Genomic DNA, 18,859 nt, shown 5'->3' on the forward strand with positions numbered 1-18,859 from the left:
CCGGGAGCACCACCCGTGAAACCCCCCGCCGTCCCCTACATCGCCGCCTGGCAGCACGAGAGGATCAGGCTCGCCAGCGCCCCCGTCATCTCCACCGGCACCGGCCTCATCTACTTCGACGGCGCACCCGAACGACCCCAGGACCGCGACGACCACGGCGTCCTGTGGGCCCGCCAGGACACCAGACCCGGCACCGGACACCCCCGCTTCGGCGCCATCCACACCCCCCGCCAACGCCACGCCCAGACCCACCTCCTCTGCCAGGTCTGCGCCGGACCCCCCGACATCACCGAAGCGGGCGTGCTCTGGCTCCTCCCCGGCACCCCGCCGAGCCAGTCCGGCGAAGAGGTCACCACCAACCCACCCATCTGCCGCCCCTGCGCCGACACCGCCGCCCACGCCTGCCCCCACCTGCGCACCAGCCACACCCTGATGCGCGTCAAACGCTCGGCCGTGATCGGCGTCTTCGGACAGCGCTACTTCCGCAGCCGGCCCGGCGTCGCCGTGCCCCGGCAGATGGACACCGTCCCCTACACCGACCGCAGCGCCCTCCCCTGGATCGTCGCCACCCAACTCGTCCGCGAACTCATCGGCTGCACGGTCGAGGCCATCCACGGCGTTGCCGATGCGTCTGCGTACACCCGGCCGTAGGTAGAGCCTCCGGTCCTCTGCTGCTTGTCGGGGCGTTCTCGCAGAAACCCGTTGACCGCAGCAGAGGGGCGGGTACCCCAAGCAGTTCGCCAGGCAGCGCTGGATGCCATTGCCAGGTAGTCCTTATACCTGGATAACCACACTCTGGTACCCGCCTTGGCGTACCCGGATCGTTGGTGGGGTGAACGATACGTCGGAACCGATCGCCGCCTCCACCGCCGCCGCCCCGCCCCCGTCCCGCGCCGCCGTACTGCCCCGGGTGATCCGTGTCGGCGGCCCCACCGCCGCCTCCGCCGGGCCCGACCGGCCGCAGCTGGGCGTGCTGGGCCTGGTCACCGTGCTGCTCGGCGCCTTCCTGCCGATGCTCGACTTCTTCATCGTGAACGTGGCGCTGCCGACCATCGACCGCGACCTGTCGGCCGGCCCGGCCGTGCTGGAGATGGTGGTCGCCGGCTACGGCCTGGCCTACGCCGTGCTGCTGGTGCTCGGTGGCCGGCTGGGCGACATGTTCGGCCGCCGCCGGCTGTTCGCCGCCGGAGCCGCCGGCTTCGCCGTCACCTCGCTGGCCTGCGGGCTGGCGCCGACCGCCGGGCTGCTGGTGGCGGCCCGGGTGGCGCAGGGCGCGACCGCCGCGCTGATGCTGCCGCAGGTGCTGGCCACCATCCAGGCGACCACCAGCGGCGGCCGCCGGGCCAGGGCGCTGAGCGGGTACGGCGCGGTGGGCGGCCTGGCGGTGGTCATCGGCCAGGTGCTGGGCGGGGTGCTGGTCTCGGCGGACCTGTTCGGTTCCGGCTGGCGGAGCATCTTCCTGGTCAATGTGCCGGTGGCGCTGGTCGCCGCACTGCTGGCGCTGCGCTCGGTGCCGGAGAGCCGCGCCCCGCACCCCGCGCCGGTGGATCTGCCGGGCACGGCGCTGCTCGCCGTCTCGCTGCTCACCCTGCTGGTGCCGCTGATGGAGGGCCGCGCGGTCGGCTGGCCGCTGTGGACCTGGCTGCTGCTGGTCGCCTTCCCGTTCGCCGCCTGGGCGTTCGTCCGGGTGGAGCGGCGGACCGAGCGGGCCGGCCGGGTGCCGCTGGTGCCGCCGTCGCTGCTGGCCGTGCCGGGGATGCGGCGCGGGCTGGTGCTGGCGCTGCCCTTCTTCGTCGGCTTCGGCGGCTTCATGTTCGTGGTCGCGGTGGCGCTCCAGCAGGGGCTGCGGTTCGGCCCGGAGACGGCGGGCCTGGCGCTGGTGCCGATGGCGGTGGGCTTCTTCATCACCTCGCTGAGCGGTCCGCGCCTGGTCGGCCGGTACGGGAGCCGGACCATCACGGCGGGTGCGCTGCTCCAGGCGGCCGGCCTGGTGGTGCTGGCGCTGACCTTCCGGCACGGCTGGCCCGACCTGGGCCCGCTCGACCTGCTGCCGGGCACCGCGCTGGCCGGGGCGGGGCAGGGGCTGGTGATGACGCCGCTGTTCCGGGTGGTGCTGGCGGAGGTGCCGGTGGAGCGGGCGGGGGTGGGCAGCGGGGTGCTGGTCACCACCCAGCAGTCCGGCCTGGCGCTGGGCGTCGCGACCCTGGGCACGCTCTTCCTCTCGCTGGCACCGGCCGGCTCCCTCGGGATGCGGGACGCGGTCGCGCTGGTGCTGCTGCTCCAACTGGCCGGTACGGCGGCGGTGGTGCTGCTGAGCACCCGGCTGCCCCGCGTGGTGCGGTGAACCCGGGCGGCCGGGCGGCCGCCGATCCTGCGGCCGATCGGGCGACTTCGGGGGGTGGACCGCTACGGAACGGCCGGTCGCTCGTTGGGGGGTTATAGCTTTAATGTCACACCAAAGGAGGAAAAGAACGGGCAGCACTGGATCTTTGTCGATTTGTTGCGGAAGTGTGGGCCTCGGCGTCGCAGCCGTAGGAGCACGTCTGGCCACGTGCCCCGCACCGCAATCCGACTTCCAGTCCTGGAGGACCACATGGCTCGTATCCGGACCGCCCGTATCACCGGCTTCCTGCTCGCCGTCCCGTTCGCGGCGGTACTGCTGCTCACCGGGGCGGGTGCGGCGCAGGCCGACAACGGCTCCTCCGCCGATCGGGGCTCCAACGCCGGCGTCACCACCGCCGACGGCAGCGGCAATGTCTTCGGCCGGGTCGACGGCAACACCAACTGGACGCAGCAGTCCGCCACCGGCTCCGGCGCCGCCAACGAGAACAACACGCTGGGCGTGAAGGGCAATTCGGGCCAGGTCTACGCCTCCCAGACCAACCTGAACATCTCCTTCTCCCGGCCGGCGCGCTGAGAGCGCCCCACCGGCAGCGGCCAGGGTCACCGCCCGCCGGCCTCGCGGGGCGGCGCCGACACCGGCGCCGCCCCGTTGGCGTACCCCGGAGCGGCGTGAGGTAAGGACCGTACGCAGGCGAACTCATGACCTCGGCGTGGCGAAAAGCCGGAAATCATCACACATGGTGACGGTGGAGCGTGTACCTCCCACGCCCAGCCGCCGCCCTGGCCGCCGTCCTCGTCCTGCTCGCCCCCCTCGCCCAGATGCTCGCCGAAGCCCCGCCCGCCCGAGCCGGCGGCCACAGCGTCCGGCTCTTCACCGGCCGTGGCTTCGACGCCTGCGCCGCCCCGCCGCTGGCCACCATGCGGCGCTGGCACCGCTCCTCCCCGTACCGCGCCATCGGCATCTACTTCGGCGGCGTCAACCGGGCCTGCGCCCAACCCCACCTCACGGCCGGCTGGGTGCGCGCCGTCGACCGGATGGGCTGGCGGCTGCTCCCGGTGTACGCGGGCCTCCAGGCCCCCTGCCGCAAGGGCCCGCACCGGCTGCACCGGATCAACCCCCGGCACGCCGCCCGCCAGGGCCGCCAGCAGGCCGCCGACGCCGTGCGCCGCGCCCGCGCCCTCGGCCTGCGCCGGGGCAGCCCGCTCTACCTGGACATGGAGAACTACGGCCGCCACAACGCCCGCTGCTCCCGCGCCGTCCTCGCCTTCGTCGCGGGCTGGACCCGCCGGATCAGACACAGCGGCTACTGGTCCGGCCTCTACAGCAGTGTCGCCTCCGGCATCGCCGACTTCGGCGCCGCCGAGCGCTCCGGCCGGCGGGCGCTGCCCGACGTCCTCTGGTACGCGCACTGGACCGGCCGCTCCGGCACCCGCCACGCCCACGGGCTCACCGCCCGGCAGTGGCGCGGCCACCGGCGCGTCCACCAGTACCGGGGCAACGTCCGGGAGACCCACGGCGGCGCCACCCTCACCGTGGACCGGGACTCGGTCGACTCGGCGGTGGCGATCGTCCGCTGAGGCGCCGGCCGCCCGGCCCCCATGCCCTGACCACCATGTCCCGGCCACCATGTCCCGGCCACCATGTCCCGGCCACCATGTCCCGGCCCCCGGCCGCCGCCTCCGGTCGTACGGGGTGCAAGGTTGCGGTACGGGCCCGGCTGCTGACATCCGGCCGCCACGGCGCAAGAATCGGGCCACGACCCCGGCCATCGGCGGGTTGGCACCCCGGGGTCCGCAGCAGCCCGCCGGTCAAGGAGGCCCGAGTGCTCAGCACCATGCAGGACGTCCCGCTCACCGTCGCCCGGATTCTGGTCCACGGCGCCACCGTCCACGGCAGCTCCACCGTGGCCACCTGGAACGGCACCTCCGCCGACCGGCTCAGCTACGCCCAAATCGGCGCCCGCGCCGCCCAGCTGGCCCACGCCCTGCGCGACGAACTCGGCGTCACCGGCGACCAGCGGGTGGGCACCCTGATGTGGAACAACAGCCGGCATCTGGAGGCGTACCTCGCCGTCCCCGCCATGGGCGCCGTGCTGCACACCCTCAACCTGCGGCTGCCCGCCCAGCAGCTCGGCTACATCGTCAACCACGCCGCCGACCGGGTGGTCCTGGTCGACGGCACCCTGCTGCCGCTGCTCGGCCCGCTGCTCCCCGCGCTCGACCCCACCCTCAAGCACATCGTGGTCGTCGGCTCGGGCGACCGGTCGGTGCTGGACGGCTTCGGCGGCGCCGTCCACGACTACGAGGAGCTGATCGCCGGCCGGCCCACCGACTACCCCTGGGCCACCGAGCTGGACGAGCGCACCGCCGCCGCCCTCTGCTACACCTCCGGCACCACCGGCGACCCCAAGGGCGTCGCCTACAGCCACCGCTCGGTCTATCTGCACTGCCTCCAGGTCATCGCAGGCGACAGCTTCGGCCTCACCGCCCGCGACACCGCACTGCCGGCGGTGCCCATGTTCCATGTGAACGCGTGGGGGATTCCGCACGCCGCCTTCATGTCCGGCACCAACCTGCTGCTGCCCGACCGCTTCCTCCAGCCCGCCCCGCTGGCCCGGATGATCACCGCTGAGCGACCCACCGTCAGCGCCGCCGTCCCCACCATCTGGTCCGGACTGCTGGACGAACTGGACCACGGCTCGTACGACACCTCCTCGCTGCGGATGGTCGTCATCGGCGGCTCCGCCTGCCCGCCGTCGCTGATGCGGGCCTTCGAGGAGCGGCACGGCGTCAATGTGGTGCACGCCTGGGGCATGACCGAGACCTCCCCGCTGGGCTCGTTCGCCACCGTGCCCGGCGGCCTCACCCCCGAGCAGGAGTGGCCGTACCGGATCACCCAGGGCCGCTTCCCCGCCTCCGTCGAGGCCCGGCTGACCGGCCCCGACGGCAGCCGGATGCCGCACGACGGCACGGCCGCCGGCGAGCTGGAGATCCGGGGCCCGTGGATCGCCGGGGCCTACTACGGCGGCGCGGACGCGGACCCGGAGCGGCCGGACGACAAGTTCAGCGAGGACGGCTGGCTGCGTACCGGCGACGTCGGCACCATCACCCCGGACGGCTACCTCACCCTCACCGACCGGGTGAAGGACGTCATCAAGTCCGGCGGCGAGTGGATCTCCTCGCTGGAACTGGAGAACCACCTGATGGCGCACCCGGACGTGGCCGAGGCGGCCGTGGTCGCGGTGCCCGACGAGAAGTGGGGCGAACGGCCGCTGGCCACCGTGGTGCTGCGCGACGGCGCCGAGGCCGACTTCGCCGCGCTGCGCGCCTTCCTGGCCGACCAGGTCGCCTCCTGGCAGCTGCCGGAGCGGTGGGCGGTCATCCCGGCGGTGCCCAAGACGTCGGTCGGCAAGTTCGACAAGAAGGTGCTGCGCGAACAGCACCGCACCGGGCAGCTCACCGTCGTCCGCCAGACCTCGGCCGGCCGCCAGACCTCCGTCGGCCGCCAGACCTCCGCCGGCCGGCCGCCCGCCGACGGTTGATCCGGCCGCCGAGGGTTGATCCGGCCGCCCGCCGCCCCGGGGGCTCCTCAGGGCTTGTACACCACGCCGGGCTCCGGCTTCGCCGGTGCCAGCAGCTGGGAGACGGTGACGATGGTGTAGCCGCGCTTCTTCAGCTCGGTGATGATCCCCGGGACGGCGGGCACCGTTCCCCGGTAGATGTCGTGCAGCAGGATGATGCCGTCGGGCTTGGTCTGTTCGAGCACCCGCTTCTCGATCAGCGCCGAGTCGGTGGTCTGGTAGTCCTTGGCGGTGACGCTCCACAGCACCTGGGCGACGCCGAGCTCCCGGCAGATCTTGGAGACCTTCTCGTCGGTCCGCCCCTGCGGCGGGCGCATCAGCAGCGGCTTGCGGCCGGTGAGCTGCTCCACCGCGTCCTGGGTGAGGGATATCTCCTTGCGGGCCTCGTCCGGCTTGATCTTGGTCAGGATCTGGTGCGTCCAGGTGTGGTTGGCCGGCTCATGGCCCTCGGCCACGATCCGGCGCACCAGGTCGGGGTACGTCGCCACATGGTTCTTGCCGAGCATGAAGAACGTCGCGTGCACGTTCTGCTGCTTCAGGATGTCCAGCAGCTTCGGGGTGTTCTCGCTCGGCCCGGCGTCGAAGGTCAGCGCCACGCACTTGAGCTTGCGGCAGTCGGGACCGCCGACCACCGCGTCCTCCGCCCCGGCCGCCGCGTGCTCCCTGGCGCTGCGCGGCGAGGTGGTGTCGTACGAGGCGCAGCCGCTCAGCAACAGCGCCAGCGCCGCGGCGACCCCCACCCCGGCCACCGTGCGCATCCGGCCCCCGGTGGCTGTCTTCCCCGTCGTCTCCACCCTGCTCGCTCCCTCGAACGTGTACCGCTGCCCTCCGACCCGCAAGCCGGAAGTGCCCCCGGCCGCCAGGCAGCCGAGGGCACTTCGCAGATAATCGGAGGATATAGACCACCCCACCCACCCCAACGCCCCGGGTCCCGGCCGCACGGCGCCCGGAGCCGGTCCCGCGCGAGGACCCCTCACCCCTGGTGTTCGCGCTCCAGCAGCAGGGCCGCATCAGCGGGGTTCATGAGGTTCGACCACGCCTGTTCGGCGGGCAGCAGATCCCGTTCGGGCAGGGCGTACTCCGGGTACCAGCCGTCGCGGTCGCAGCCGGGGACATTGCCGAGGACGACAACGATCAGGTTGGAAGGGACCGAGCCGGTGATCCGTACCGCGACCTAGGTCTCGTGCCCCCGGTCCGCACGGACCTGGACGCCCAGGGTGAAGGCGTCGAAGTCGACACTGTGCTCCCGTCCGTCACGCAGTGAATCGCACACCAGCCCAGGACGGTGGCTCGGAGGCGGCGGACGAAGCGCACGCCCGCCTCGGCGCGGTAGCGGACGAAGTCCGCCCGCTCGGGCAGCAGATGGGCGGAGTGCGTGGCCGTCTTCAGCCCGTCGCGGTGCCCGGCGTTGTAGCGGGCCCGCGCGGCCCTGCCGTCGGCCTCCAGCGCGGCGTAGAAGTCGTCGCCGGAGCCGTCTTCCCGTCGGCCGCCCGCGACGAGCCAGGGCAGGTCGGAATCCACCCACACGGCGCCGCGCCACCGCTGCACCTTCACCTTGAACAGGACCTGGTCATCGATCGCGCGAATGCGCTCATGCTTGGCGTCGGCCTCGGCGAACCGCTCGGCGGCCTTCGCCAGCAACGGGTGGTCGATCTCCTCCAGCGGGCGGGTGACCGGCGGGACCGGCAGGCCCATGTCCTGTTGCAGACAGCGCAGCGTGGGGCGGGCGGGGCGCATCGGGGCTTCTTCTCCTCGACCTACTCGTCGATCCCGCCGACCGCGTCGATCTCCTCGACGGTCAGACCGGTCAGCAGCGCCACATCCGACCTCAGCGATCCGTCGAGGACCCTCATCGCCTCGACCATGCCGGCCTTGAGCTCCTCCCGCCGCTGCTCCAAGTACATCCGGACGGCCTCGGCAACCAGGTCCTTCTTCGTCACGCCGAGAAAGTGCGCGCCCTGGCTGATCAACCGGTCCGTCTCCGGGTCCACCTTCAAAGGAGACTGCCTCGGCACACTCGCGGCCGATCCCGCCATGACGACCACCACCTCTCGGAAACATGGTACCCAAGTACCTCAAGTCCCCGTAGGGCCCCGGGCTGTCCGCCCGAGGCCCGTCCATCCGGGTCCCGGCCGGGCCCGGAGGGGGTCAGGCGGGGGTGGGGCGGGTGCCGATGACGATGGTGGCGTCGTGGGTGTCGGAGGTGGCGGTGTGGGGGAGCAGGCCGTGGCGGGCGAAGGCTTCGACGGTGTGGGGGGCCTGGTGCTCGCTGGTCTCGACCAGCAGGTGGCCGCCCGGGGCCAGCCAGTGCGCCGCCGCGGCGGTCACCCTGCGCTGGACGTCGAGGCCGTCCGCGCCGCCGTCGAGGGCCACCCGGGGTTCGTACAGCCGGGCCTCCGGGGGGAGCAGGCCGATCTCCTCGGTGGGTACATACGGGGCGTTGGCGAGCAGTACGTCGACGCGGCCCCGCAGCGCGGCGGGCAGCGGCTCGTAGAGGTCGCCCTCGTACACCCGGCCGCCGACGGCGGCCACATTGCGCCGGGCGCACCGCACCGCCACCGGGTCGATGTCGGCGGCGTGCAGCTCGGCCCGGCCCAGGGCCGCGACCAGCGCGGCACCCAGCGCGCCCGAGCCGCAGCACAGGTCGACCACCACCGCGCCGGGCCCGGCGAGTTCGGCGGCCCGGTCGACCAGGAACTCCGTACGGCGGCGGGGTACGAAGACGCCCGGGTCCACCGCGACCCGCAGACCGCGGAACTCGGCCCACCCCAGGACGTGTTCGAGCGGCAGACCGGCGACCCGCCGGTCCACCAGGGCGGTGAGATCGGCCGGCGTACCGGCGGCGGAGACGAGCAACCTCGCCTCGTCCTCGGCGAAGACACAGCCGGCGGCGCGGAGCCTGGTGACGATGACGGAGAGTGGCAGAAGTGACGGTGAGACCGACATGGAAGCCTTTCGGGACGCCTGCGGGCGCTCCCGGCGGTCAGCTAGATCGGGCGGACCGCACGGCCGTGGGGAGGGAGCACCCAGCCTGAGATAGCGGTAATGGGTCTCACCTCCTCGATCGTCCACTGCTGGAGCGTCCACATTACCGGAACGCCGCCCCGGCACGGCAGCCCCGCCGGGCCCCGGAGACGGTCAGCGGGCGAGCCGGCCGAGCAGGGCGGAGGCGGAGGTGATGCCGAGCGCGGCGGCCAGGGCGAGGACGCCGAAGTCGAGCGCGAGATGGGTGTGGATGCCCAGCAGCAGCCCGCGCAGCGCGTCCACCTGGTAGCTCAGCGGGTTGACCTTGCTGATCGCCTGGAGCCACCCGGGCATCACGGCCACCGGGTAGAGCGCGTTGGAGCCGAAGAACAGCGGCATGGTGATGGCCTGGCCGATGCCCATCAGGCGGTCGCGGGTGAGCACGATCCCGGCGATGGTCATCGAGAGGCAGGAGAAGAACGCCGAACCGAGCACCACCACGGCCGCGACGCCGAGCAGCCGCAGCGGGTTCCAGGTCATGCCGACGCCCAGCAGCGCCGCGATGACGATCACCACCACCGCCTGGATGACGGACTTCACCCCGGCGGCGAAGGCCTTGCCGGTCACCAGGGCGGCCCGTGGCGTGGGGGTGACCAGCAGTTTGGTGAGGACGCCCGAGTCCCGCTCCCAGATGATCATGATGCCGTAGAAGATGGCGATGAACATCGCGGACTGGGCGATGATCCCCGGCGCCAGATAGTCCAGATACGGGATGCCGCCGGTGGGTATCGCCCTGATCCGGTTGAAGGTCTCGCCGAAGATCAGCAGCCAGAGCGCGGGCTGCACCGCGCGGGTGTACAGCTCGGTGCGGTCATGGCGCAGCTTCTGCAACTCCACCACGCACATCGCGCCGACCCGGGCCGGGACCAGCCGCCACCAGGGGCGGACCGGCGGCGTGACGAACAGCAGCCGGGGGGCCGGGCGGTCGGCCTCAGCCGACGCGGGAGGCGGTGCGGCGGGTGCGTCGGACATCGCGGAAGTCCTCTCCTCCGGGCTTGTCGAGCCGGCTGCCGGCGAAGTGCCGGAAGACGTCCTCCAGGGTGGGAGGGTGCGTACCGTCCTCGCGGGGCAGCTGCTCCTTGAGCTGGTCCGGGGTGCCCAGGGCGCGGATGCGGCCCTGGTGCATCAGACCGACCCGGTCGCAGTACTGGTCGGCCTCGTCCATGTAGTGCGTGGTGACCAGCACCGTCATGCCGGTGGCCTGCCGGACCTCGGTGATCCGCTCCCAGACGCTGGTCCGGGCGATCGGGTCCAGGCCGATGGTCGGCTCGTCCAGGATCAGCAGCCTCGGCGCGCTGACCAGCGCCTGGGCCAGTTCCAGCCGGCGGACCATGCCGCCGGAGAAGGTCGCCGCCATCCGGTCGGCGGCGTCGGTCAACCCCACCGCCTCCAGCGCCTCCGCGACCCGCTCGGCCCGCTCCGCGCGCGGGACGTCGAAGACCCGGGCGAACAGCGAGACGTTCTCCCGACCGGTCAGCCCGGAGTCGGCGGACAGCTGCTGCGGTACGTACCCCAGCAGCCGCCGCACCGCCATCGCCTGCCGGGCCACGTCCCGCCCGAAGACCCTGACCATCCCGGCCGGGACTGGCAGCAGGGTGGTGATGGCCCGGATCGCGGTGGTCTTGCCCGCGCCGTTCGGGCCGAGCAGCCCGAAGACCTCGCCCGCCGGGACGGACAGGTCCAGTCCGTCCACGGCCAGGGTGTCACCGAAGGAGTACGTCAGGCCGGTGCAGCCGACCGCGAGGGACGGGTCCGCCGCGGATCGGGGGTCGGGGGTGGTTCCGGACGGTGCGGTCATGGTGCCTCCGCCTCATCGTGGAGGCCCTGGGCAATCTGCCGCAGGGCCGGCAGCGCGGCGGCCAGGGCCGCCCGGTCCGCCTCGGACAGCAGGGCCACCTGCTCGCCGATCAGCGCGGTGCGCCCGTCCTCCCAGGCGCGGAGCCTGGCCACGGCCTCGGGGGTGGGCCGCAGCAGTGCCGCCCGGCGGTCCGCCGGGTCGGTCTCGCGGATCAGCAGCCCGGCCGAGACCAGCTGGTTGACCAGCGTGGAGACCGAGTTGCCCGCCAGCCGCAGCTCCCTGGCCGCTGCGGAGACCCGCACCCCCGGCCGCGTCTCGACCAGGCGCAGCAGCTCCACCTGGGCGCCGCGCAGCGGTGACCCGGTCAGCCCGCGCCGCAGCCGGCGCCGGACCAGGCGCTGGATGCCGACGAGGACCCCGGACAGCTCGCTGGGGAGATCGGACGGCTTGCTGGGGAGGTCGGCTCGGTCCACCCCTGAATTTTACCTCTCACTGAGAGGCAATCACAGGGCGCGGACCACCGCTCAGCCCTCGCTCGGTGCCGCTCAGTGCCCCTCGGACAGCGGTGAGCCGATCTTCCCCAGCAGGTCCACGATCCGCGCCTGGACGTCCTCGCTGGTGGAGCGCTCGGCGAGGAAGAGCACGGTCTCGCCGGTCCGCAGCCGGGGCAGCTCCTGCGGGTCGATGTCGGCCGAGGTGTAGACGACCAGCGGGGTGCGGTGCAGCCGGTCGTTGGCGCGCAGCCAGTCCACGATGCCGACCCGGCGGCGGCGGACCAGCATCAGGTCCATCACCACCAGATTGGGCTGCACACTGCTGGCCCGTGACACCGCGTCACTCTCCGAGGCGGCGTGCTCCACATGCATCCCGCGCCGCTCCAGGCTGGAGCTGAACGCGGTCGCGATCTCGGCGGCGGCCTCGACCAGCAGCACCCGGGGCGCGTGGCTCTCGCTGTCGCGCGGCGAGAGCGCCCGCAGCAGCACCGCCGGATCGGCCCCGTACGCGGCCTCCCGGGTGGCCTGCCCCAGCCCGGCCGTCACCAGCACCGGCACCCGGGCGTTGACGGCCGCCGTCCGCAGCGACTGGAGGGCCGTACGGGTGATCGGGCCGGTCAGCGGGTCGACGAACAGCGCCGCCGGGTCCGCGCCGACCTGTGCGTCCACCTCCTCGCGGGAGCGGACGATCACCGGGCGGTAGCCGCGGTCCTTCAGCGCCTGCTTGGTGGACGGGTCGGGCTCCGGCCACACCAGCAGCCGGCGCGGCGCCGCCGCCGCGCCGCCGGGCGGGCCGTCGGGGGCGGCCTCCGGGGCGCCGGTCGCGAGCAGGCCCGCGCCGTCGGTTTCGTCGGTGCCGGTGAGCGGGGGGACGGCGATCGGGTGCGGCGGGGTGGGCGGGCCGGGGACAGCGGGTGCGGTGGGTGGGCCGGGGACAGCGGGCGCGGGTTCAGGCACGGGCACGGGCGCGGGCGTGGTGGGGGCGGGGCCCAGTGCCAGGGGCGCCTGGTCGCGTACGGGGGCGGGCGCGCTGCCGGGCGCGCCGTCCGGGACCGGGACGCCACTGCCGGGCGGTACGGCGCCGGGCAGGCCGCCGGGGCCGACCACGAAGGGGCCGGCCGGCTCCGGCCGGGCGGGCTCCAGCGCGATCGGGCCACCGCCGGCCGGCCGCGCCGGGGCGGGGGCGGCGGGCTCCAGCGCCGCCGGGCCCGCAGCGGCCTGGGCGTCGTCGGCCGGGGGCACGGCCAGCCGCCGCCGCCGACCGGTCGGCGGCGGCACCGGGGCCACCGGCGCGGGCGGCACCGGGCCGGCCGGGGGCAGCGCGTTCTCCAGGCCGGGGTAGACCGGCACTCCGGCGAACGGGTTCTCCAGCGGCGGGGCGGCCACGCCGGGCGGGGGCGCGGGGGCGGGCGCGGCGTCCAGCGCGAGCGGCCCGGCGGGCTCGTACGGGCCGGATTCATAGGGGCCGGACTCGTACGGGCCGGATTCATAGGGGCCGGACTCGTACGACGCGGACTCCTCCCGCGCCGGGCGGGCCCGGTGCCGCCGCTGGCCGCCGCCCTCGGGCGGCGCGGGCTCTCCGGCCGGGCCCCCCGGCCGGGGCTCGTCGGCCGGGGTCCGCTGCCGTGGCGGCCGGGGGCCCTCCGCCGCCGCCGGGGCGGCGGACGGGCCGGGCCCCAGGGCGATCGGCCCGCGCGCGGCGGGCGGCGCCTCGGCCGGCCGGTCCTCGGCGGGCGCGGCCACGGCGGGCCGCTTCTCGCCCGAGGCGCCCTGGCCGGCGCCGTCCTTGCTCGCGCCGTCCTTGGCCGCGCTGTTCCTGGCCGCGGTGTCCCTGACTGGGCTGCCCTTGGCCGCGCCGTCCTCGGTCGGGCTGCCCTCGGTCGGGATGCCCTTGCCGGGGGCGTCCTTGCCCGGCGGGGCGTCCTCCTCGGAGCGGCGGGCCGCCGGCAGGGCCGGGATGCCGTCCGGCAGCTCGGGCAGCACCGCCGTGTCGCTCTCGCGCGGGGCGTCGCGCCGCCCGGCCGCGCCCGCCCGCTCGGCGGCGGCCCGAGCCGCCACCGGGTCGAGCGGCAGCTCCACCACATAGGTGGTGCCCTTGCCGTCCGGCAGCCGGTGCGACTGGAGCACCCCGCCGTGCCGCTCCACCACGCCGCGCGCGATCGGCAGATGGACGGGGCTGCCGCCGTTGCCGTCGCCGCGCACCTCGATCCGGGCCACGTCACCGCGCTGGGCGGCGGCCATCACCACCACGGGGGCGCTCTTGGCGGCCGGGGGCAGCGCGGGAGCGCCGTACGGGGCGGGGGCGGGCCGGGGCGCGCCCTCGGCGTCGTCCGGCGACAGGGCGATCCCGCTGACGTCCGCGACCAGGTGGGCGAGCGCCTGGGTGAGCCGCTTGGCGTCGGCGACCACCTCGACCGGCGCGGCGTGCAGCGAGATCCGCACCCGGTCCGCGCCGATCAGCTCGGCGGCGGCGGCCACGGCGCGCTGGACGACCTTCTCCAGGTCCTCCGGCTTGCGGTCCAGGGCGTCCTGGCCGCCCTCGGCCGCCGCTTCGAAGCGCTGGTAGGACAGCACGCCGTCGACCAGCCGGGAGAAGCGGGCGCACTCGTCCGCGAGCCGGCGCAGCGTCCAGTTGGCCTCCGGCCAGAGCTGCCCGGCGGGGTCGGCGGCCAGCCCGTCGATCCGGCTGCGGAGCCGGTCGAGCGGGCCGCGCAGCTCGTCCTCCAGCACGGCGGTCAGATGGCGGCCCCGGGCGGCGAGCGCCAGCTCCTTCGTCCGGTCGGTGAAGGTCATCACCGCGCCGACCAGCTGCTCGCCGTCGCGGACGGGTGCGGTGGTCAGGTCCACCGTCACCGAGCGGCCGTCCTTGCGCCACAGCACGGTGCCGCGCACCCGGTGCTTGCGGCCGGAGACCAGGGTGTCGGCGAGCGGGGACTCCTCGGCGGCCAGCGCGGTGCCGTCCGCGCGCGAGTGCTGGATCAGCGGGTGCAGCTCGCGGCCGCCCAACTCGCTGGCCCGGAAGCCCAGGATGTGCGCGGCGGCCGGGTTGACCAGCACCACGCGGCCCTCCAGGTCCACGCCGACGATGCCCTCGGCGGCGGCGCGCAGGATCATTTCGGTCTGCTTGTGCTGGCGGCGCAGCTCGGCCTCGACGTCCAGCCGGTCGGAGAGGTCCCGGACCAGGATGAGCAGCAGCTCGCGGGCGCTGCTCTCCGGCCCGGGGCTGCCGTAGCTGCTGCGGTAGGCGTCGAACGGGACGAGCGGGGAGAGGGAGTACTGCGCGCCCTCGTCCTCGAAGTCGTTGCTGGAGACCTCGACCGGGAAGGTGGTCCCGTCGGTCCGATGGGCGGTCATCCGCACCGGCCGGTCGGCGCTCTGCCGCTCCTTGGGGGCGGGGCGCATCGAACCGGGGATGCGGCTGGGGTCGAACTCGGGCAGCAGACCGAGTACGCCCATGCCGACCAGTGAGGTCCCGGGCGCCTGGAGGCTCTCCACGGCAGCGGTGTTGGCGTCCACGACCGTGCCGTTGCTGTTCACCAGCAGCAGGGCGTCGGGAAGGGCGTCGAGTATCGCTGCGAGGCGAGCAGCGCCTCGGGTCGGCCTGCTGCTCACGTCGAGGGGTCCTCCTCTGGCTGAACTCATGCTGTGCCGCGGTGTCCCTGCACCGCACCCCGGGGCATGCTTCCCAGAACTATCGCATTGTTTTTGCGGTTCCGACGACCCGCCTAGTAACGTTGACGGCGGTTGGTCACAGCCCGGTAGGCTGTGACATCATCCATGCACGTGGTTCACGGCACAACAAGTGCTGCGGGCCGTGCTGCTGGAGGCTTCGCCTAGTCTGGTCTATGGCGCCGCACTGCTAATGCGGTTTGGGCCTTAAAGCCCATCCGGGGTTCAAATCCCCGAGCCTCCGCACTTCGGGGACAGCCCCGCCGACTCCGGTCGGCGGGGCTGTCGTCGTTCCGGGGGCCGTCGGCCGGGGCTGTTCGCTGTGGGCGAACGGCTGGGGTGAACGGTCGGGGCGGCGCTCCGGGGAGATATCCGATTTCACCCCCGGCCGGTGGTCATGTAATGTTGTCCCCGCAACACCGCAGGGGTCGCAAGATCACCTGAGGGCGCTCGTAGCTCAACGGATAGAGCATTTGACTACGGATCAAAAGGTTGCAGGTTCGAATCCTGCCGAGCGCACAGCAGCGAGGCCCCGGGCAGAGCCCGGGGCCTCGTCCGTTTTCCGAGGTCGGAGCGGTCGGGCCACGGCGGCCGGGGCACCGTGCCGTGGTCGGGTCGGCCGCCGGGATCGGGTAGGGTTGTTCCCGCAGGACCGCAGGGGTCGCAAGGCCACCTGAGGGCGCTCGTAGCTCAACGGATAGAGCATTTGACTACGGATCAAAAGGTTGCAGGTTCGAATCCTGCCGAGCGCACAGCAGCGAGGCCCCGGGCAGAGCCCGGGGCCTCGCTTCGTTGCCGGTCCCGTCCGTTTGCCGGTCCCGTCCGTTTGCCGGTCCCGTCCGCTTGTCAGGCCCGCTCGACTGTCAGGCCCGCTCGTCGCCACCCAGCTGGGCGGCGTTGATCCAGTGCACTTCCGGCCGGGCCAGGAACCACTCGGCCGGGGTGAGCGGTCGGCTCTGGTCCCCGAGGTCCGGCAGCGGGTCGTGATGGATCAGCTTCTCGTCGGCGCCGCGTGTGCGGAGCAGCCGGACCAGCTCGCCGACCATGCCCGGCGGCCCGCTGAGGTGGATGTCGTACCCGGCCCAGCTGCCGCGCTCGATCAGCCCATTGCGCAGCAGCAGCGCCGCCTCGTCGCGGGAGGCGCCGTCCTCCGGGGCGGCGAGCACCACCTCCAGCCACGGGTGGCGGTCCACCAGCTCCCGTACCCGGTCCAGGTCGTACAGGTCCGCGTCGCTGCGCGCGCCCAGGAAGACCACCGCCGGCCGGGGGCGCTCGGCCACCTGTTCGACCAGGGCCCCGATCTGGCTCCAGCCGGTGCCGCCCGCCACCGCCAGCAGCGGCCGGGGGGACTCGCGGTCCAGTAAGGAGCTGCCCATTGGGGCGCCGAGCCGCAGGGACTCGCCCTCCGTCACGCCGTCCACCAGCGCGGTGCTCAGCAGCCCGCCGGGGACGCGCCGGACGTGGATGTCCACGGTGCCGTCGGCGCGCGGCGCGTTGGCGATCGAGTACGGCCGCCACACCCGGGCCGCGCGCGGGGAGCAGACGCTGAGGTACTGGCCGGGGGTGAAGGGGTACGGCCGACCGGGGTCCAGGGTGAGCACCACCAGGTCGGCCGAGGCGCGGCGGCGGTGGGTGATCCGCGCGTCCCACCAGGCGGGCTGCTCGGTCTCGGCCTGCCGGGCGGCGTCCGTCATGGCCTGCGAGATCACCGCGTACGCCTCGGACCACGCCTTCTCGACCTCGGGGTTCCACGCCTGGCCGGAGAAGTGCTTGAGCGCGGCGATCAGGCTGGCGCCCACCGCGGGGTAGTGCTCGGGCAGGGCCTCGAACTTGCGGTGGTCGCGGCCGAGCGCGGCGAGGTAGGCGGTGAGCCGCTCGGGTTTCTCAAGGCGCAGCACCAGTTGGGTGAGGGCTGCGAAGAGTCGGTCGCGCTGTTCCGCCATGTCGTCGGGGAAGAGCGCGCGGACGCCTGGATTGTGTGCGAACAGGTGGGCGTAGAAGTACTTGGCCACGTGGTCGGCTCGGCGCTCGACGACGGCGAAGCTGTCGCGGAGGACCGCAGGGTCGAAGGCCACGGGCGGTGGCCTCAGCCGACCGGGATCGGATCGCCGGCGGCAGCGGCGGCGTCGATCATGGTTGAGCTGATCACCGCGTAGGCGGCGGCCCAGGACGCCTCCACCTCCGGGGTCCAGGCGTCGCCCGCGAAGTGCTCCAGGGTGGCGATCAGGCTGGCGCCGACGGCCGGATAGTGCGCGGGCAGGGCGCCGTAGCCGGCGTGGCGGCGGCCCAGGTTCTGCAGCATGCCGACCAGGGTCGGCGTGTCCTCCAGGTTGGAGACCACGGCGCCCAGCGCGGCCCAGAGGCGGTCCCGCTGCTCGTCCAGGTGCTCCGCGAACAGGCCGCGGACCTCCGGGTGGTGCTCGAAGAGGTGGTCGTAGAAGTAGGCGGTCACGTCGGTGCCGTGCGGCTGGACGGCCGAAAAGCTGCTCTTGATGAGTGCTGGGTCCATGGTCACGGGGTCCGACTGTATCGACGCGGTGACTCTGCGAACAGGTTTGGCTGATGATCAGTCAAAAATGGCTCTGTACAGTCATATTCGGACAATGCTTTGCCAGTTTGAGGTTGAACTGCGGACGACCCGGTGATGCACGCCGGTCCGACTTCATCCGGACGCCCGTTTCGGGGAGGATGTCCGTCGGCCGGGCGCTCGGACCATGGCCGCCCCCGCAGAAACGGAGTAGTCACGGTGAAGGGTTTCCGCAGCTTCCTGCTGCGCGGCAATGTGGTCGACCTGGCGGTCGGCATCGTCATCGGCGCCGCGTTCACCGCCGTGGTCAACGGCTTCGTCACCGCCTTCCTCACCCCGCTGATGGGCCTGGCCACCGGCACGGTGGGCGACTACAGCAAGAAGACCTTCTCGGTGGCCGGCACCACCTTCCCCTTCGGTGCCTTCCTCAACGCGGCGATCAGCTTCCTGCTGATCTCGGCCGTCATCTACTTCCTGGTGGTGCTGCCGGTCAGCAAGCTGCACGCCCGCTTCCTGCCGCAGAAGGACCTGGCGGAGCCGAAGGTCGACTGCCCCGAGTGCCTGAGCTCCATCCCGGCCGCCGCCACCCGCTGCGCCTTCTGCACCGCCGTGGTGGGCGAGCGGGCGGTCCTCCCCGGCCAGGCGCACAAGCATGGCTGACCTGCTGCTTTACACCCGGACCACCGACTACCGGCACGACTCCATACCCGACGGCGTACGGGCACTGCGCGAGCTGGCCGCCGACCACGGCCTGACCGTGGAGGCCACCGAGGACCCGGCGGCCTTCCGGCCGGAACGGCTGGCCGGCTGCGGCGCCGTGGTCTTCCTCTCCACCAGCGGCGAGGTGCTGGACGAGCCGGGGCGGGCGGCGCTGCGGCAGTACGTCGGCTCCGGCGGCGGCTTCGTCGGCATCCACGCCGCCACCACCTGCGAGACCGGCTGGGACTGGTACGGCGGCCTGGTCGGCGCCCGCTTCGCCGGGCACCCGGAGATCCAGCCCGCCACCCTGCACGTCGAGGACGGCGACCACCCCGCCACCGCCCACCTCCCGGCCGGCCTGCCGTGGACCGACGAGTGGTACGACTTCCACACCCCGCCCAGGGCCGCAGGCGTCCGGGTGCTGCTCACCGTCGACGAGTCCAGCTACCAGGGCGGCTCGATGGGCGCGGACCACCCCATCGCCTGGTGCGCCGAATACGCCGGCGGCCGCTCCTTCTACACCGCCCTCGGCCACTCCCCCGCCCACTACTCCGACGCCTCCTTCCGCCAACACCTCTGGGGCGGCATCCACTACGCCCTCGGCTGAGCGGTCGCCCTGCGTCCCCGGGCCGTGCCCCCCACCCGGGGCGCGGGGGAGCGGGGTTGCTCGCGCAGTTCCTCGCGCCCCTGGAGTCCCCTACGTGTCCGGGTTGCTTGGCGCCCC

General features: G+C 73.6%; 17 protein-coding genes and 3 tRNA genes. 10 read left to right on the forward strand and 10 right to left on the reverse strand.

Features of this window, described 5'->3' with window-relative positions; translation table 11 throughout:
• The first annotated feature begins 15 nt into the window (after nucleotides 1-15).
• The 5 genes from ACIQGZ_RS02140 (at nucleotide 16) to ACIQGZ_RS02160 (ending at nucleotide 5,885) form a co-directional block, all read left to right on the forward strand.
• A complete protein-coding gene (locus ACIQGZ_RS02140) occupies nucleotides 16-651 on the forward strand; it encodes a hypothetical protein (RefSeq protein WP_402598759.1) in 636 nt (211 codons plus the stop codon).
• Nucleotides 652-754: 103 nt separating this feature from the next.
• The gene (locus tag ACIQGZ_RS02145; protein WP_402598760.1) at nucleotides 755-2,344 is read left to right on the forward strand and encodes an MFS transporter; all 1,590 of its coding nucleotides are present in this window, start codon (nucleotides 755-757) and stop codon (nucleotides 2,342-2,344) included.
• A gap of 249 nt (nucleotides 2,345-2,593) precedes the next feature.
• Nucleotides 2,594-2,917 (forward strand): hypothetical protein, encoded by a 324-nt coding sequence (locus ACIQGZ_RS02150; RefSeq protein WP_402598761.1) that lies wholly within the window; start codon nucleotides 2,594-2,596, stop codon nucleotides 2,915-2,917.
• A gap of 179 nt (nucleotides 2,918-3,096) precedes the next feature.
• Complete coding sequence (locus ACIQGZ_RS02155; protein ID WP_402598762.1) at nucleotides 3,097-3,921, forward strand: DUF1906 domain-containing protein; 825 nt, start codon at nucleotides 3,097-3,099, stop codon at nucleotides 3,919-3,921.
• A 245-nt stretch (nucleotides 3,922-4,166) separates the two neighbouring features.
• The gene (locus ACIQGZ_RS02160; RefSeq protein WP_402598763.1) at nucleotides 4,167-5,885 is read left to right on the forward strand and encodes a long-chain fatty acid--CoA ligase; all 1,719 of its coding nucleotides are present in this window, start codon (nucleotides 4,167-4,169) and stop codon (nucleotides 5,883-5,885) included.
• A gap of 47 nt (nucleotides 5,886-5,932) precedes the next feature.
• Here the strand turns inward: ACIQGZ_RS02160 and ACIQGZ_RS02165 are convergent, their stop codons facing one another.
• The 8 genes from ACIQGZ_RS02165 to ACIQGZ_RS02200 all read right to left on the reverse strand — a co-directional run bounded on the left by ACIQGZ_RS02165 (nucleotide 5,933) and on the right by ACIQGZ_RS02200 (nucleotide 14,852).
• Nucleotides 5,933-6,682 carry a polysaccharide deacetylase family protein gene (locus ACIQGZ_RS02165; protein WP_402599945.1) on the reverse strand — a complete coding sequence of 250 codons (750 nt, stop codon included), beginning with the start codon at nucleotides 6,680-6,682 and terminating at the stop codon, nucleotides 5,933-5,935.
• A gap of 376 nt (nucleotides 6,683-7,058) precedes the next feature.
• Complete coding sequence (locus ACIQGZ_RS02170; RefSeq protein WP_402598765.1) at nucleotides 7,059-7,661, reverse strand: hypothetical protein; 603 nt, start codon at nucleotides 7,659-7,661, stop codon at nucleotides 7,059-7,061.
• A 20-nt stretch (nucleotides 7,662-7,681) separates the two neighbouring features.
• Nucleotides 7,682-7,915: a hypothetical protein gene (locus tag ACIQGZ_RS02175; protein ID WP_402598766.1), complete on the reverse strand. Its 234-nt coding sequence runs from the start codon at nucleotides 7,913-7,915 to the stop codon at nucleotides 7,682-7,684.
• A 157-nt stretch (nucleotides 7,916-8,072) separates the two neighbouring features.
• The gene (locus tag ACIQGZ_RS02180; RefSeq protein WP_402598767.1) at nucleotides 8,073-8,870 is read right to left on the reverse strand and encodes a putative protein N(5)-glutamine methyltransferase; all 798 of its coding nucleotides are present in this window, start codon (nucleotides 8,868-8,870) and stop codon (nucleotides 8,073-8,075) included.
• A gap of 192 nt (nucleotides 8,871-9,062) precedes the next feature.
• Nucleotides 9,063-9,920, reverse strand: coding sequence for an ABC transporter permease (locus ACIQGZ_RS02185; protein ID WP_402598769.1), 858 nt, complete (start codon nucleotides 9,918-9,920; stop codon nucleotides 9,063-9,065).
• A complete protein-coding gene (locus ACIQGZ_RS02190; protein WP_402598770.1) occupies nucleotides 9,880-10,746 on the reverse strand; it encodes an ABC transporter ATP-binding protein in 867 nt (288 codons plus the stop codon). The genes ACIQGZ_RS02185 and ACIQGZ_RS02190 overlap by 41 nt, the downstream gene beginning before the upstream one ends.
• Nucleotides 10,743-11,219, reverse strand: coding sequence for a MarR family winged helix-turn-helix transcriptional regulator (locus ACIQGZ_RS02195; protein ID WP_402598771.1), 477 nt, complete (start codon nucleotides 11,217-11,219; stop codon nucleotides 10,743-10,745). The genes ACIQGZ_RS02190 and ACIQGZ_RS02195 overlap by 4 nt, the downstream gene beginning before the upstream one ends.
• 72 nt (nucleotides 11,220-11,291) lie before the next feature.
• The gene (locus ACIQGZ_RS02200; protein WP_402598773.1) at nucleotides 11,292-14,852 is read right to left on the reverse strand and encodes a PAS domain-containing protein; all 3,561 of its coding nucleotides are present in this window, start codon (nucleotides 14,850-14,852) and stop codon (nucleotides 11,292-11,294) included.
• Between the two features lie 210 nt (nucleotides 14,853-15,062).
• Here ACIQGZ_RS02200 and ACIQGZ_RS02205 point away from each other — a divergent pair.
• From ACIQGZ_RS02205 to ACIQGZ_RS02215, 3 genes are all read left to right on the forward strand, one after another.
• Nucleotides 15,063-15,153 (forward strand) — tRNA-Ser (locus ACIQGZ_RS02205).
• Nucleotides 15,154-15,355: 202 nt separating this feature from the next.
• Nucleotides 15,356-15,428 (forward strand) — tRNA-Arg (locus ACIQGZ_RS02210).
• A gap of 160 nt (nucleotides 15,429-15,588) precedes the next feature.
• Nucleotides 15,589-15,661: transfer RNA gene (locus ACIQGZ_RS02215), tRNA-Arg, on the forward strand.
• 111 nt (nucleotides 15,662-15,772) lie between these two features.
• Here ACIQGZ_RS02215 and ACIQGZ_RS02220 read toward each other — a convergent pair.
• Entirely contained in the window at nucleotides 15,773-16,984 is a 1,212-nt protein-coding gene (locus ACIQGZ_RS02220; RefSeq protein ID WP_402598774.1) for a globin domain-containing protein, read from the reverse strand.
• An 11-nt stretch (nucleotides 16,985-16,995) separates the two neighbouring features.
• On the reverse strand, nucleotides 16,996-17,418 hold the full coding sequence (locus ACIQGZ_RS02225; protein WP_402599946.1) for a globin domain-containing protein: 423 nt from the start codon (nucleotides 17,416-17,418) through the stop codon (nucleotides 16,996-16,998).
• Between the two features lie 237 nt (nucleotides 17,419-17,655).
• On the opposite strand from ACIQGZ_RS02225, the gene mscL reads away from it, so the two are divergent.
• Nucleotides 17,656-18,096, forward strand: coding sequence for a large conductance mechanosensitive channel protein MscL (mscL, locus tag ACIQGZ_RS02230; protein WP_402598775.1), 441 nt, complete (start codon nucleotides 17,656-17,658; stop codon nucleotides 18,094-18,096).
• On the forward strand, nucleotides 18,089-18,742 hold the full coding sequence (locus ACIQGZ_RS02235; protein WP_402598776.1) for a ThuA domain-containing protein: 654 nt from the start codon (nucleotides 18,089-18,091) through the stop codon (nucleotides 18,740-18,742). The genes mscL and ACIQGZ_RS02235 overlap by 8 nt, the downstream gene beginning before the upstream one ends.
• Nucleotides 18,743-18,859 lie beyond the last annotated feature (117 nt).

It is taken from the genome of Streptomyces sp. NPDC092296 (genome assembly GCF_044755465.1).
In the GTDB taxonomy this organism is placed as follows: domain Bacteria; phylum Actinomycetota; class Actinomycetes; order Streptomycetales; family Streptomycetaceae; genus Peterkaempfera.